This is a genomic window from Actinomadura keratinilytica, from assembly GCF_039539665.1.
In the GTDB taxonomy this organism is placed as follows: Bacteria; Actinomycetota; Actinomycetes; order Streptosporangiales; family Streptosporangiaceae; genus Spirillospora; species Spirillospora keratinilytica.
In genome coordinates, this window is record NZ_BAABDO010000044.1 from 1 (window position 1) to 14,858 (window position 14,858).

11 protein-coding genes are annotated in these 14,858 nt (G+C 73.0%); 7 read left to right on the forward strand and 4 right to left on the reverse strand.

From position 1 onward, the window contains the following. Positions 1 to 156: 156 nt before the first annotated feature. The gene (locus ABD879_RS15980) at positions 157 to 2,244 is read right to left on the reverse strand and encodes a DNA gyrase/topoisomerase IV subunit B (protein WP_345022198.1); all 2,088 of its coding nucleotides are present in this window, start codon (positions 2,242 to 2,244) and stop codon (positions 157 to 159) included. Positions 2,245 to 2,832: 588 nt separating this feature from the next. Here ABD879_RS15980 and ABD879_RS15985 point away from each other — a divergent pair. Continuing rightward, positions 2,833 to 3,063: a DUF7455 domain-containing protein gene (locus ABD879_RS15985; RefSeq protein WP_345022200.1), complete on the forward strand. Its 231-nt coding sequence runs from the start codon at positions 2,833 to 2,835 to the stop codon at positions 3,061 to 3,063. 187 nt (positions 3,064 to 3,250) lie between these two features. Continuing rightward, entirely contained in the window at positions 3,251 to 3,994 is a 744-nt protein-coding gene (locus tag ABD879_RS15990) for a YaaA family protein (protein WP_345022202.1), read from the forward strand. A gap of 140 nt (positions 3,995 to 4,134) precedes the next feature. On the opposite strand, the gene ABD879_RS15995 is transcribed toward ABD879_RS15990, so the two are convergent. From ABD879_RS15995 to ABD879_RS16005, 3 genes are all read right to left on the reverse strand, one after another. Further along, positions 4,135 to 5,805 (reverse strand): RNA polymerase sigma factor, encoded by a 1,671-nt coding sequence (locus tag ABD879_RS15995; protein ID WP_345022205.1) that lies wholly within the window; start codon positions 5,803 to 5,805, stop codon positions 4,135 to 4,137. Between the two features lie 259 nt (positions 5,806 to 6,064). Beyond that, entirely contained in the window at positions 6,065 to 8,323 is a 2,259-nt protein-coding gene (locus ABD879_RS16000; protein WP_345022207.1) for a SpoIIE family protein phosphatase, read from the reverse strand. 480 nt (positions 8,324 to 8,803) lie between these two features. Further along, a complete protein-coding gene (locus tag ABD879_RS16005; protein WP_345022209.1) occupies positions 8,804 to 9,379 on the reverse strand; it encodes an HhH-GPD-type base excision DNA repair protein in 576 nt (191 codons plus the stop codon). A 111-nt stretch (positions 9,380 to 9,490) separates the two neighbouring features. Here ABD879_RS16005 and ABD879_RS16010 point away from each other — a divergent pair, with 111 nt between their 5' ends. From ABD879_RS16010 to ABD879_RS16030, 5 genes are all read left to right on the forward strand, one after another. Continuing rightward, a complete protein-coding gene (locus tag ABD879_RS16010) occupies positions 9,491 to 10,201 on the forward strand; it encodes a molybdopterin-dependent oxidoreductase (RefSeq protein ID WP_345022210.1) in 711 nt (236 codons plus the stop codon). Further along, the gene (locus tag ABD879_RS16015; protein ID WP_345022211.1) at positions 10,188 to 10,910 is read left to right on the forward strand and encodes a cytochrome b/b6 domain-containing protein; all 723 of its coding nucleotides are present in this window, start codon (positions 10,188 to 10,190) and stop codon (positions 10,908 to 10,910) included. The genes ABD879_RS16010 and ABD879_RS16015 overlap by 14 nt, the downstream gene beginning before the upstream one ends. Positions 10,911 to 11,061: 151 nt before the next feature. Beyond that, entirely contained in the window at positions 11,062 to 11,334 is a 273-nt protein-coding gene (locus ABD879_RS16020) for a hypothetical protein (RefSeq protein ID WP_345022212.1), read from the forward strand. A gap of 148 nt (positions 11,335 to 11,482) precedes the next feature. Then, a complete protein-coding gene (locus ABD879_RS16025) occupies positions 11,483 to 13,120 on the forward strand; it encodes a hypothetical protein (protein ID WP_425549638.1) in 1,638 nt (545 codons plus the stop codon). Between the two features lie 147 nt (positions 13,121 to 13,267). Beyond that, positions 13,268 to 14,809 carry an SseB family protein gene (locus ABD879_RS16030; RefSeq protein WP_345022213.1) on the forward strand — a complete coding sequence of 514 codons (1,542 nt, stop codon included), beginning with the start codon at positions 13,268 to 13,270 and terminating at the stop codon, positions 14,807 to 14,809. Positions 14,810 to 14,858 lie beyond the last annotated feature (49 nt).

Below are 14,858 nucleotides of genomic sequence, written 5' to 3' on the forward strand. Positions count from 1 at the left end.
GCGATCGTGCTGGTCACCGCCTTGTTCTGGATCAACGCATGATCCACCGGACACGGCCTAGTCGCCGAGCCGCGCACCGGCGGGCTTGTGGGGCGGCCGCCTCGGGCGGGCGGCCGCTCACTCCGGTGCGCGGAGCGGGCGGGGCAGGGCGCCGGGTCAGACGTCGATGCGCTCGGTGTCCAGCTCGGCGGCGCCGGCGGCGATGAACTCGCGGCGGGGCGCCACGTCGCTGCCCATGAGGAGGTCGAAGATGCGGGCGGCCTCCTCGGCGTCCTCGATGCGGATGCGGCGCAGGATGCGGTGGCGCGGGTCCATGGTGGTCTCGGCCAGCTGGTCGGCGTCCATCTCGCCGAGGCCCTTGTAGCGCTGGATCGGCTCCTTCCAGCGCAGGCCCTTGCGCTCGAACTCCACCAGCTTCTTGCGCAGCTCGGCGTCGCTGTAGCAGTAGACGTACTTGTCCTGGCCCTTCTTCGGCTTGAGCAGCTCGATGCGGTGCAGCGGCGGCACGGCGGTGAACACGCGGCCCGCCTCCAGCATGGGGCGCATGTACCGGTAGAGCAGGGTGAGCAGCAGGCAGCGGATGTGCGAACCGTCGACGTCGGCGTCGGCCATCAGGATGATGCGGCCGTAGCGGGCCGAGTCGAGGTCGAACGAGCGGCCCGACCCCGCGCCGACCACCTGGATGATCGCGGCGCACTCGGCGTTCTTGAGCATGTCGGCGACGGACGCCTTCTGCACGTTGAGGATCTTGCCGCGGATCGGCAGCAGCGCCTGGAACTCGGAGTTGCGGGCCAGCTTGGCGGTGCCGAGGGCGGAGTCGCCCTCGACGATGAACAGCTCGCTGCGGTCGTCGGTGGTGCGGCAGTCGACCAGCTTGGCGGGCAGCGCCGAGTTCTCCAGGGCGGTCTTGCGGCGCTGGTTGTCGCGCTGGGTGCGGGCGGCGATGCGGGTCTTGGCCGCGGCGACCACCTTCTCCAGCACCATGCGCAGCTGCTGCTTCTGCCCGCGCGGCGGGTTCTCGAAGATCGCCTTGAGCTCGCGGGTGACGACCTGCTGGACGATCCGGGTCGCCGCCGAGGTGCCGAGCACCTCCTTGGTCTGCCCCTCGAACTGCGGCTCGGGCAGCCGGACGGTGACCACGGCGGTCAGGCCCTCCAGGACGTCGTCCTTGATCACGTCCTCGTCGCTGTTCTTCAGCAGCCGGGTGGCGCGCAGCTGCTCGTTGATCACCCTGACCAGGGCCCGGTCGAACCCGCGCACGTGGGTGCCGTGCTTGGGCGTGGCGATCACGTTGACGAACGACTTGCAGACGGTGTCGTAGCCGGTGCCCCAGCGCAGCGCCACGTCGACCTCCAGGTCGCGTTCGACGTCCTGCGGGATGAGGTGGCCCTGGTCGTCCAGCACCGGGACGGTCTCGGTGAAGTGGCCCCGGCCCTGCAGCCGCAGCACGTCCACCACCGGCGCGTCCTTGGCCAGGAAGGAGCAGAACTCGCTGATGCCGCCGTCGAACCTGAAGGTCTCCTCGACGACCTCCTCGCCCCGCTCGTCGCGCACGTCGATGGCCAGGCCGGGGATCAGGAACGCGGTCTGCCGCATGCGGTCCAGGACCTGCTGGGTCTCGACGGTGGCGCCCTTGAGGAAGATCCGCATGTCCGGCCAGAAGCGCACCCGGGTGCCGGTGGTGGTCTTGGCGACCCGGCGCACCTTGCGCACCCCGGACTTCTTCTTGAACTTGGCGGTCGGGCCGTCGCCGTCGAACTCGCCGGGCAGGCCGCGCCGGAAGCTGATCGCGTGGGTGTGGCCCTCGCGGTCGACCTCGACGTCCATGCGGGCCGACAGCGCGTTGACCACCGAGGCGCCCACGCCGTGCAGGCCGCCGGAGGCGGTGTAGGACACGCCGCCGAACTTGCCGCCGGCGTGCAGCCGGGTCATGACCAGCTCGACGCCGGACAGGCGCGTCTTGGGCTCGATGTCGACCGGGATGCCGCGCCCGTTGTCGGCCACCTCGAAGGAGCCGTCGGCGTGCAGGGTGACGGAGATGTGCGTGCAGAAGCCCGCCAGGGCCTCGTCGACGCAGTTGTCGACGATCTCCCACAAGCAGTGCGCGAGCCCACGTCCGTCGGTGGACCCGATGTACATGCCGGGTCGCTTCCGTACGGCCTCCAGCCCCTCCAGCACCGAGAGGTGCCGGGCGGAGTAGCCGTGCGGGTCGTCGGTGGTCGCTTCAGCGGTCGCGGCGGTCAACTGGTGCGCTCCTCGGGGATGAGGCAGGCTCGGGTGGTCGAATCAGTCGAGTTCGGCAGAAGGTTACCCCCGGCCGCCGACACTCTTTTCACAGGCGCGCCGCCTCGTCCGCGCCGCCCCGGCGGCGGATGCGGGCGGGTCCGCGCGCACGGGCGGCCGTCGCCCGGTCCCCCGATTCCCGGGTCCCGCCCATGTAACCACGGCGGAGGGGGCGTGGCCTGGGAGAACATACTTTCGACCGGCCCTGCGGGGGAGCTGTCCCGCGACAAGGGAACACGTGCGACCTGTCCGATTGGCAGCGAACCTCCGTGAACGCCGCCCGGCACGGCCGGAAAGCGGAGGGCACGAATCATGATCATGGGAAGCGTGACCCCGCTCACCTGGGGCAGCATACGGAGGGCGCGCATACGGTCACCCGCGGTGCCGTGAAGGCCCCGTCGAGAAAACACCACGAACCACCCGGGAATGGTGTGACCTCGGTCACTTATTCGCCCATTCTGCTGTGGGCGTACTAAGAAACAGGTTGGGAACGTCGAGGTCGGGTTAGATGTTGTCCTAAGTACCGACCCCGAACTTGAGGAAGGTGCCGTGACTGGAGCCCTTGCCCCGACCAAGCCGCTGTCCGTCGCAGACCGCTGCGACCGTTGCGGCGCTCAGGCTTACGTCCGTGCGGTCCTTGTGGGCGGCGGCGACCTTCTGTTCTGCGCCCACCACGGGCGTAAGTACGCAGAGGCGCTCCGTGCCACCGGGGCCGACATCCAGGACGAGACCGACAGGCTGCACGCGACTCCGGCCTCCGCATCCAATGAGGAGCGGTAGCCGCCCCCATAGAAGTCCGCGGCGGCGGTCACCGGACGGTGGCCGCCGTTTCGCATTCCCGAGCACCTCCGGCCATCACATTCCGCAGTCGATTGAATGCGAATGGTGACGGCACGGGCGGCGATTCGCCGTCGCATGCCGCTTCTCGGCCGGTCACCGCGCGTATGTCGAATTCGAGGAACAGACGGTGCATATTCTGCTGCCGCCGTCGGAGCGCAAGGCGTCCGGCGGCGACGGTCCGCCGCTCGACCTGGCGGCGCTGAGCCTCCCCGAGCTCACCCCGACCCGCGCCAGGATGCTGGACGCGCTGCGCGAGGTCTCCCGCCGCCCTGACGCGGCGGACGTCCTCGGGCTGCCCGCCGGGCAGGCGGAGGAGGCGCTCGCCCGCAACCGGGCCCTGACCGAGGCGCCCGCGCTGCCGGCCGCACGCCTGTACACCGGCGTGCTCTACAACAACCTCGACCTGCCCTCCCTCGACCCCGACCTGGCCGCCGAGCGGATCATCGTGTTCTCCGGGCTCTGGGGGGCGCTGCGGCCGATCGACCGCGTCCCGCCGTACCGGCTGGCGATGAACGCGTCCCTGCCGGGGATCGGCGGGGTGGCGGCCGCGTGGCGGCCCGCGCTCAAGCAGGCGCTGCGGCTGGACGGGCTGATCGTCGACATGCGCTCGGGCCCGTACGCCGCCGCGTGGAAGGCGGGCCCCGGCCCCGCCGTGGCGGTGCGGGTCTTCCGCGAGCGGGTCGTGGACGGCGTGCCGAAACGCACCGTGGTGAGCCACATGGCCAAGGCGACCCGCGGCGCCCTCGCCCGCGGCCTGATCGCGTCCGGAGCGGCGCCGCGGACCCCCGGCGAGCTGGCCAAGGCCGCCGCGGACCTCGGTCACACCGTCGAGCTGAACGGCACGAACCTGGACGTCATCCTGCATTCCTGACGCCGCCCGCCCGCCTCGCTCCGCGGGGAGGGCGGGCATGCGGCGGACATGCGGAGGCCGGGGACGCGGACGCCCGCCGCCTTCGCAGGGGGAAGGGGCGGGCGCGCGGGAAAGGGTCCGGCCCAGGCGGTCGCGTTCGTTCAGTCCAGGTAGTCGCGCAGGACCTGGGAGCGGGACGGGTGGCGCAGCTTGGACATGGTCTTGGACTCGATCTGCCGGATGCGCTCGCGGGTCACCCCGTAGACCTTGCCGATCTCGTCCAGGGTCTTGGGCTGGCCGTCGGTCAGCCCGAACCGCATGGACACCACGCCCGCCTCGCGCTCGCTCAGCGTGTCGAGCACCGAGTGCAGCTGCTCCTGCAGCAGCGTGAAGCTGACCGCGTCGGCCGGGACGATCGCCTCGGAGTCCTCGATCAGGTCGCCGAACTCGCTGTCGCCGTCCTCGCCCAGCGGGGTGTGCAGGGAGATCGGCTCGCGGCCGTACTTCTGCACCTCGACGACCTTCTCGGGGGTCATGTCGAGTTCCTTGGCCAGCTCCTCCGGGGTGGGCTCGCGGCCCAGGTCCTGGAGCATCTGCCGCTGCACCCGGGCCAGCTTGTTGATCACTTCGACCATGTGCACCGGGATGCGGATGGTGCGGGCCTGGTCGGCCATGGCGCGGGTGATCGCCTGCCGGATCCACCAGGTGGCGTAGGTGGAGAACTTGTAGCCCTTGGTGTAGTCGAACTTCTCCACCGCGCGGATCAGACCGAGGTTGCCCTCCTGGATCAGGTCCAGGAACAGCATGCCGCGGCCGGTGTAGCGCTTGGCCAGCGAGACCACCAGCCGCAGGTTGGCCTCCAGCAGGTGGTTCTTGGCGCGGCGGCCGTCCTCGGCGATCCACTCGTAGTCGAGCCGGTCCTCGTCGGACATCAGGTGGCCTTCTTTGGCCAGCTTCTCCTCGGCGAACAGACCGGCCTCGATGCGCTTGGCCAGCTCGACCTCCTGCTCGGCGTTCAGCAGGGGGACCTTGCCGATCTGCTTGAGGTAGTCCTTGACCGGGTCGGCGGTGGCGCCGGCGGCCGCGATCTGCTGGGCGGGGGCGTCCTCGTCGTCGTCACCGAGGACGAACGCCTCCTCCTCGCCGTCGCCGGCCGAGCCCTCCTTGGCGGACTGCTTGGCGGGGGCCTCCTCCTCGTCCTCGACGTCGGCCTGGTCGTCGACGACCGCGCCGTCGTCGGCCAGGTCGGCCTCGAGATCGCTGAGGTCGGTGTCCTCCAGGTCGGTCACATCGACGTCGTCCTCGAGGTCGGGCTCGTCGCCCGGGCGGGTCTCGACCTTGGCGGTGGCCGGGCCCGCCTTCCTGGTCGCGCTCTTGCCCGCGGAGCTCTTCTTGGCGGCGCCCGCGCTCTTCTTGGCCTGCTTCTTGGCGGTCGACTTGGCCGCGGACTTGGTCTTGCGGGCGGGGGCGGTGCGGGTGGACGACTCCCCCGCGCCCGCGGATTCGCCGGACCGTTCGGTCACGACGGCGGTCACCGTGTCAGGCTGCTCCTTGGCGGCAGCGGCGGTCTTGGCTCTGCGCGGCGTGCTCGCCCGCTTGCGCGAACGCTTCGGCGCCGCAGAGTCGGCAGCGCTGACCATGACGGTCACACCCTTCTCGCTGAGGCTCCGCAGAATCCTGGAGGCCTTCGACACGGGGATGTCGGCCTCTTCGAACGTACGGCGTACGTCGTCGGCTTCGAGGTAACCCTGGGACCGTCCACGCTCGATCAGCTGCGCGATCACGTGCTCGTGCAGTTCCGACGCTTTCGAGGTCGAGCTAGCAGGCGACACAAATACCTCTCGAACGAACGTGTGGGTTGGTTGACCCAAGTGCCCTGACGGGCTCGGCCTCACACGGGGTGGGACCACACACCGGGCGGGGCCACCCTGTGCGGGACCGCAGCGTACCCGCTCTTACAAGGGTCAAGCATTCTGGCACGGCTGCGCATTCCGCTTCTGTGATGTCTGCCCGGTAACACACCACCTTAGAGGGCGTCGAGCGGTCCTTCGTACGGAGGCAGCCCGCTCAACGCGGCCCCAAGGGGCGTTTCTACCCGGTCTTGGGCGGGACGTGCAGGGCGAGTACGGTCACATCGTCCACTTGCTCATACCCGGCAAGCATCCGATCGACCAGGAAGTCGACGAGTCTCTCGGGGTCTCCTACCACTTCAGGTGGGGCGTCCGACGCGGCCGCGACCAGTTCGTCGAGCCCGGCGTCCACCCCACGCCTACGGTTCTCCACAAGTCCATCGGAATAGAAGACCACAGTGTTGCCGGTCTCGATGGAAAAACTCGCCTGCTGCCGCTGCGACGGCCAGCCCAGCGGGGTCCCGGGCTCGCGGGAGCTGAGCGCGGCGGCGCCGTCGCCGGAGATCAGCAGCAGCGGAGGGTGGCCCGCGTTGCTGAACGCGCCGCGGCCGGTCTCGGGGTCGATGACCGCGTAGGCGACGGTGGTGAACTGCTCCTCGTCCTCGGTGGCGCTGAAGAGCCGGTCCAGCCCGGCCAGCACGGCGGCGGGCCGGGGGTCGTTGAGGGCCAGCGCCCGCAGCGCGTTGCGGACGCGGCCCATTCCGGCCGCGGCGAGCACGCCCTTGCCCATGACGTCGCCGACGGCCACGGCGAGCCGGTCGTCGGGCAGCCGGAACACGTCGTACCAGTCGCCGCCGACCTGCACGTGCCGGGTGGCGGGGTCGTAGCGGGCGGCCAGCTGCATGCCGGGCAGCCGCGGCAGGTCGCTGGGCAGCAGGCTGCGCTGCAGCTCCTCGGCGGTGCGGTGCTCGCGTTCGAACAGCAGCGCCCGCTCCACGGCCAGCGCGCACTGGCCGGCCAGGGCCTCCAGGAAGACCCGCTCCTCCTCGGTGATCTCGCGCGGCCGGGTGAAGGAGAACCGCAGCGCGCCGATCGGCGCCCCGGCCGCCAGCAGCGGCAGGCCCACCCAGGCGCGCTCCTCGGTGTGCTGCAGGAACAGGCCCGCCTCGTCGCGGCCGAGCTGCAGCCGCAGGCTATCGGGGTGCTCGGCCAGGAACGGGCGGCTCTCGCGCACCGCCACCGACATCACCGTCTGGTCGGAGACCTTGATCTCCTCGCGGACCGCGCGGCCCTCGCCGCCGCGGCCGTCGCCGGGCGGGGACACCACCGACAGCCGCAGCTTGTCGTCGTCCAGCAGCGCCACGGCCGAGTAGTCGGCGCCGATCGCCGACCGGCCCACCTCGGTGATCACCTGGACCACCTGGCTGACGGTGAGCGCCTCGGCCAGCATCGAGGTGGCCTGCTGCAGCCGGGCGGTGCGCAGCGCGGCGGCCGACAGCTGCTCGGTGAGGCGGCCGCGCATCTCCTCGGCCTCGCGCTGGCCGGTGACGTCGGTGTTGGCGCCCACCCACTCGATCACCCGGTCGCCCCGCCAGATCGGCACGGCGCGCACGTCGAAGTGCCGGTAGGTGCCGGACTTGGTGCGGATGCGGTAGGCGGTCTCGAAGACCCGGTTGTCGTCGACGCACTCGCGCCAGTGCGCCTCGATGCGGGCGCGGTCCTCGGGGTGCACGACGGCCAGCCAGCCGCCCAGGGCGTAGTCCTCGGGGGTCTGGCCGGTGATCGCCCGCCATTCGGGCGCGTCGTCGATCACGCCGCCCTCGGGCGCGGCGACCCACACGACCTGGGAGCTGGCCTCCACCAGGGAGCGGTAGCGCTGCTCCTTGCGGCGGATGACCTCCTCGGCGCGGCGCCGCTCGGTGACGTCCAGGGCGGTCAGCACGACCCCGAGCTGCTTGCCGTCGGCGCCGTGGGAGGGCAGCCAGGAGCAGGCCAGGATGCGCTCGTCGGCGCCGGGCCCGGGCACCGCGGCGGCCGGCGGGATGGCGCCGGCCGGGGGCATGGCGGGCGCGGGCACCGACGAGGCGCCCGTGTCCGGGGCGGCCTGCGCCGTCGCCGCACCGGCGGCGGGCGGCGGGTCGTCCGGGCCGCTCGGCTCGTGCGGGCCCTCGTCCTGCCGGGGCAGCCGGACGGTGATGTCCTGCTCCGACAGCGGCCGGTCGTCGGCCAGCACGCGGCGCAGCGCGCGCTCGAACGCCGCGGCCAGCTCGTCGGGCAGCACCTCGGCCGGGGTCTTGTGGTGCAGCCGGGCCACCGGGACGCCGAGCATCCCGGCCAGGGCGTCGCTGGCGCGGCGGCAGCGCAGGTCGGTGTCGAAGAACGCGAACCCGGCGGGCGCCTCCCGCATCAACGTGGCGTACAGGGCGGAGTCGGACGCGTCCATGGGCTGGCCCTCCGGCCCCGAGAGCCGGGGATGCGGAACGGACGTATCGGTGCTCATGGACAACACCTCCGCCCCAGAGGGTCCCGTACCGCGCGGCAATTCGTCATCACTATGCGTGAATGGGAGCAGGCTAGCGCTCCCGCCTCCATCACAACACCGGTCGGAGTCAGGTATTCATCATCCCGATGGCGAGGCGTGGACGGAAGTCCCGGAGGACATCCCTGTCATACACCCGCCACCGCAACCTCGGAAATGTGCGCCGCCCGGGCGTGGCGACTTGCGGGACGCACCCGGATCGGCCGCACGGACGGTGAGTGCCGATGGTACGACGTCCAGGGCCCGCGGGGCGGTGAAGCCGCCCCGCTCGGCGAGTTGCGGTCGCGCCGTGCTCATCGTGACGGCTCGTCCGTAACCCACCCGGACCGGTTAAGCAAAAAGAGGGCAAAGAATGCGGCGCCGGGCGTGTCGTCCGCGTCCCGGACACCCCCGGCCACCGGCCCTTCCTACCCCGGCCCGGCCTGCCCCGGCGGTGGTCGGCTACTTCTTGGCCGCGGCCTTCATCTGCTGCTTGAAAGCGCGGACCTTGGCCAGCGACTCGGGGCCGGTGATGTCGGCGACGGAGCGGTAGGAGCCCTCCTCGCCGTACGCCCCGGCCGCCTCGCGCCAGCCCTCCGGGCGCACGCCGAAGCGCTTGCCCAGCAGCGCCACGAAGATCTGCGCCTTCTGCTTGCCGTAGCCGGGCAGGGCGTTGAGCCGCTGGAACAGCTCCTTGCCCGTGGCGGCGTCCCGCCAGATCGCCTCGGCGTCGCCGTCGTAGTGCTCCACCAGGTACCGGCACAGCTGCTGGATGCGCTTGGCCATCGAGCCCGGGTAGCGGTGCACGGCGGGCTTCTCCGACAGCAGCGCGGCGAAGCGCTCCGGGTCCCAGGCGGCGATCTCGTGCGCGTCCAGGTCGTCGGCGCCCATCCGGCGCGCGATGGTGTAGGGCCCGGAGAACGCCCACTCCATGGGGATCTGCTGGTCGAGCAGCATGCCCGTCAGCAGGGCCAGCGGGCTGCGTCCCAGCAGCTCGTCGGCCTCCGGCTGCTGGCTGAGGTGAACCTTGGTGGCCATGCGGCCAGCTTAGGACCTGGTGTTCGAGAGCCGGCGCCTGACGATTCCCTTACGGCGGCACGTACACCATGGTGGGACCGTGCGCCGGAGTGCTCGAACGTGAAAGGCGGCGTGGACGTGGACGATATGGAACCGCGGGGCGCGCCGGTGGGACGGCGCGTCGTGCTCGGCATGGTCGGGTTGGGCGCGGTCGGGGTCGCGGTGGGCGCGTCCGTACAGGACCGCGTGAGCCGCACGCTGTCCCCCGTCGGCGCCCCCATCCAGGACGTGCTGCCCGCCGCGGGCGGCTTCCGCTACTACTCGGTGGTGGACCGGGTGCCCCGGCGCGACGCGGCCAGCCACCGGATCACGGTCGGCGGGCTGGTGGCGCGGCCCCGCTCGTTCGGGATGGCCGACCTCGCGGCGCTTCCGCAGACCCGGCTCACCCGCGACTTCCAGTGCGTGACGGGGTGGCGCGTGCAGGACGTGGCGTGGGCGGGGGTGGCGCTGCCCGACCTGCTGGACGCGGTCGGCGTGTCCTCCCGGGCCAAGGCCGTGCGGTTCGAGTCGTTCGACGGCGCCTACACCGAGTCGCTCACGCTGGAGCAGGCGCGGCGCCGGGACGTACTGGTCGCCACCCAGATGCAGGGGGCGCCGGTCACGCACGACCACGGCGGGCCGACGCGCCTGCTCGTCGCGCCCATGTACGGGTACAAGTCGCTGAAATGGCTGGGCGGCATCGAGGTCACCGACCGGGTGGTCCCCGGCTACTGGGAGCGCCGCGGGTACGACGTGGACGCGTGGGTCGGCCGGTCGAACGGACGCGACGATGCGCCGACCTGATCCCGGGCACCGCGATGACCGGCTGCTCCGGTTCACGCGGGCGGAGCGGTGGGTGCACCACGCGACCGCGCTGCTGATGCTGGCGTGCCTGGTGACGGCCCTGCTGCTGTACGTGCCGGCGCTGTCGTCCGCCGTGGGCCGCCGCGACCTGATCAGGCCCCTGCACACATGGTGCGGGTTCGCGCTGCCCGTGCCGGTGCTGGTCGGCCTGCTGTCGCGGGCGTTCCGTGCGGACCTGCGGCGGCTGAACCGGTTCGGCCCGCACGACGGGGAGTGGCTGCGCCGCGCCGACCGGCGGGCGGTGCGGCGCGTCGGCGGCCTGGACCGCGGGGTGGTGCCGGTGGGCAAGTTCAACGCCGGGCAGAAGCTCAACGCCGCGTTCACCGCGGGGGCGATCCTGGTGATGCTGGGCACCGGCGCGATGCTGGCCTTCCCCGGGCCCTGGCCGGTCCACTGGCGGACCGGGGCGACCTTCGTGCACGACTGGCTGTTCCTGGTCGTCGCCGTGGTGACCGCGGGCCATCTCTGGTACGCGCTGCGCGACCGGGGGGCGCTCACCGGCATCGCCACCGGGCACGTCGACCGGACGTGGGCGGCGCGCCACCACCCCGCCTGGCTGGACGCTCTCGACGGCGCGCGCCGCACGCCGCCCGCACAGCCCGAGGAGGCCCCCGAGGAGGAAAAGGACACGCCGGCGATACGCGAGTAAAGCTTGCGTTTCCGGTCTCGGCCGGGCCTTGACTCTGCCGGCGGAGCGACTGGAATGGGACCGAGGCGAGGCCGGGGCGGCGGTCTCCGCGCTTCGTCTCGCCCGGCGGTCGCCCGTACCGCCGGATCCCCGGCGCGGAGGGTGAGCCCTGATGCCTCCTGCACTTGCCGACCAACGGAGCCGGACCCGCGAGCTGCTGACGCGGCGGCTGGCGGCCGAGTTCACCGGGGTCAGCCCGGCCACCGTGGCGCGCTGCGTCGCCGACGTCCAGGCGTGCCTCACCCACCTCGGGCTCGACGCCACGCCCGAGCTCGTGGAGCGGATGGCCCGCGAGCACCTGGTCGGGATGGTCAAGTCCCGGCCGCCGTCCGGACGCGGCGACACGCCGTCCGGCCTCCGGCGCCCAAGGCTCGTGGACGGCTGAAGCGCCCCGTCCGAACGGCGGTGTGCGGGGGCCCGACAGGGGTTCGGGTGGCCGCGGCGGGCGGGCGCCCGTATTCCGGCACGTCCCTTTTCGGCAGACCCCTATGTCATGGGCGATGCGCGGCGCCGAATCTGAGAAGCTAGGGGACGTGAGTCCCCAGAGCAGCCGCCGTTCCTCCGGGGATCCAGCGCGCAACGGCCCGCAGCCTTCGGACGAGGTCTCCGCGATCTACGACGGCATGCTCCGGCACGCCCGCGAACTGCTGGCGGTGCGCAGCCCGCTGGACGCCGAACTGATCGTCAGCGAGATCCTCGGCTCCTGGTGGGGGCACCGCGTCGAGGGCGGTGACGTCGAGCAGATCATCGGCGAGGGGCTGATCGACCACGCGGTCCGCGCGGGCACCCCGGCGGCGCTGGCGCTGCTGACCGGCATGGCCTACCTGGGGACGACCCGGCAGGCGATCAAGGCGGAGCGCGGGGCCCTGGAGCTGATGGACCGCGGCGTGCCGCGTCCCGGCTGGGCCGACCGGGTGGGCATGGTGGCGCCCGAGGCGTGCTACGCGACCCGCGACGTGTACGGCGACCAGGACTCGGTGGTGTGCCTCTACTCCTACGGCGGCGCGGAGCGGCACGCCCTGGTGGTGCTGGTCGACCGCACCAGGCCGGGCACATTGCGGGCGTCCCCGTCCTCCGGCGGCGCGCCCGGCGGCCGGGCCGGCGGCGACGGTGGCCGCGTGGTGGCGGCCGGGATGGTCCGCGACGCGTGGGTGTCGTCCCAGGTCGACCGGCTGCTGGAGCACTGCCGCCGGGAGGGCCGCGACAACCCGCTGGTGCGCTTCGAGGAGCTCGATCCGCGGCAGGCGCGGGCGATGCTGGACGCGGCGCTGCGGCTGACCGACGAGACCGACGACCCGCCGGTCGGCGAGAACTTCGCCGCCTACCACGCGTTCGTGCGGGCCCGGGTGCGGGCGCTGCCGCCGGGCGGGCGGCTGCCGCAGCCGCCGGTCTACGGCAGCGACCTGCGCGCCAAGATCGGGGTGGAGTTCCTGGCGTCCGACGAGGCCGAGGAGCTGTCCGACCGGTCGGCCGCCCTGCGCTGCGTCGACCGCATCATCGACTACGGCTGCACCCACGACTTCGGCCGCCCGCTGCGGGTCAGCCCCGCCAAGTGCGAGCGGTTCCTGCTGGACTGGCTGCCGCGCAAGGTGCTGCTGTCGCCCACCGAGCAGGAGGCGGTGCCGCACGTGCTGGCCGCGTGGGTGCGGTGGGCGGGCCGCCGCACCGGGCTGCCCGAGGAGGGCATCCGCGCCACGCTGGACGCGGTGTGGGACGCCACCGCCAAGTTCGCCTCGGCCTACCGCGACCCGTCGGCGTTCGGGCTGGGCCGCGAGCTGGTCGACCGGCTGCTGCCGGACGGGGACATGGAGGCACTGCCCCGGCGGGCGTTCGCGCTGCCGTTCCTGTCGGGCACGCACCGGCTGCCGGACCGCGTGATCGACCTGGCCTCCCTGGACCCGGCCGATCCGCACGACCGGCGCGTCATGATCGAATTCGAGCATCCGGGGGCGGCGCCCGAGCACGTGGCGGCGCACGAGCGGCTGGCGCAGCGGCTGTGGGACGGCGACCCGCCGCAGCTGTGGGAGACGGCGCAGGCGCTGCTGGACGTGGGCTACGAGCGGCACGCGATCCTGCACAAGCTGATCGATCTGCTGGACGTCTACCACGACGACCCGCAGGGGCTGCGCCGCGCGCTGCGTGTGCTGCGTCACGAAGCACCGCCGGAGTGAACTCCCGGTTTGCCAGAGGCGTCCGGGACGACAATCATCGGGATCTCGGCATCGTCTCGGCCGGCGGTCCCGCGAAAGGATCGGCCGGGTCGGCCGGTGAGGGTCGGCGGGCCCGGGGGTCGCGTGCCCCGGCCGTAGGGAGTGATCTTGTTGGAGTGGTCCGAGTTCGCCCGGCGTCTGGGACGCGAACTGGCGGTGCTCGAACGGGACACCATCCTGATCGTGCGCGAGCGCGACGAGAGCCGCCACTACGTCCAGGCGATGCGCGAGCCGGACCGGCTGTACGCCGAGGCGGTCAGCAACAACTTCCTGGACGGTCCGCTGCTGCTGACCCTCGCCGACGAGGAGGTGCTCAGCGAGGCGGGATGGCGTCCCCCCGAGGACCCCGCCCCGCGCAACTGGTGGACCGAGCTGCCCGCGTTCGCCGCCCTCGACGACCACGCCCGCCTGTCGGACATGATGGTCACCGCGCTGCGCGACGTGCAGGGCGTGCGGCGGCCCTCCGACCTGGTGTACGAGTCGTTCCACCGGCTGGGCACGGGCCAGATCGAACTGCCGGACTTCGGCATCGAGGCGGCCAGTCCCGGCCAGCTCACCCGCCGCCGCAGCTCCGCGGAGGCGCTGGCGCAGGGCGGGTTCGCGCAGGGGCGCCCGCCGGCGCCGCGCGAGCCGCTGGACGGGCTGGTGGGCCGGGACATCGCCGTGCCGCCGACCGAGCCGAAGGGGCTGACCGGCCCGGAGGGGCCGACGCCGCCGCTGTCGGGCGGGGCGGGCCCGTCGGCGGCCGCCGGGGGCGGGGTCGACCTGGCGCAGCGGATCGGCCCGGCGCCGCTGGGCGCGCCGGTCCCCGACTCCGCGCCGGGGCCGTCCTCCGGGCGGACGCCGCCGTGGCCGACCGCCGGCCCCGACGAGCTGGAGTCCCGGCTCGCCGACGCCAAGCAGCGCGGCGACCACACCACCTACTTCGAGCTGCTGCTGTCGGCCGACCTGGTGCTGCCGGTGTCGGCCGGGCAGGCGGCCCACCCGCGCGCCGCCGGGTTCCCCACGACGACGCTCGGCACGCGCACCTACATCACGGTGTTCACCTCGCCGCAGTCGCTGGCCCGGTCGATCGGGCGGCCCGGCGACCCGCCGTCCAGCCTGTACCGGCAGACCTCCTTCGCCCAGCTCGCCGCCGAGTGGCCCGATCCGGCCTGGCAGCTGGCCGTCAATCCGGGGCTGCCCAGCGAGGTGCACCTGGACGCGGCCGCCGTCGCCCGCCTGGACGCCCAGCAGCGCGCCCTCGGGCGGCACACCGCCCCGCGTCCCGCGCAGCCCGAGACGCCCGCCGGGCCGTCCGGCGAGCCGTCCGCTGAGACGCCGCCTGCGCCGCCCGCGCCGGCGTCGGCGGCTGGCGGCCCGGCTCCGGACGCACCGTCCGCTCCCGCGCCGTCTCAGGGCCCTGTGGCGCCCCCGCCGGCGCCCGCCCCCGGGCCCGCGCCCGCGGCCGCCGAGCCGTCCGCCCCGCCGCCGGCCGGGCCCGGGCCGATCGTGCTGCGGCCGCCGCACGGCGCACGGCTGTGGCACTGGGCCGGTGAGGGCGAGGCGAGGCCGGTGGCGGTGTACGACGCGATCGGCGGCGTGTGGGCGCCCGTGCGATCCGACCCCGGCGCCGGCGCCGACGCGCCTCCCGCTCACCCTTCCGAATGATCTTCTGGGCCGTGCCCGCGCGCGGGCGGCCGGAAGGCTACCGTCGGGT

Coding starts and splice junctions, on each gene's coding strand:
- ABD879_RS16005 (WP_345022209.1), bottom strand. CDS start 9,379: ATGGCCACCAAGGTTCACCTCAGCCAGCAGCCGGAGGCCGACGAGCTG.
- ABD879_RS16015 (WP_345022211.1), top strand. CDS start 10,188: ATGCGCCGACCTGATCCCGGGCACCGCGATGACCGGCTGCTCCGGTTC.
- ABD879_RS16020 (WP_345022212.1), top strand. CDS start 11,062: ATGCCTCCTGCACTTGCCGACCAACGGAGCCGGACCCGCGAGCTGCTG.
- ABD879_RS16000 (WP_345022207.1), bottom strand. CDS start 8,323: ATGAGCACCGATACGTCCGTTCCGCATCCCCGGCTCTCGGGGCCGGAG.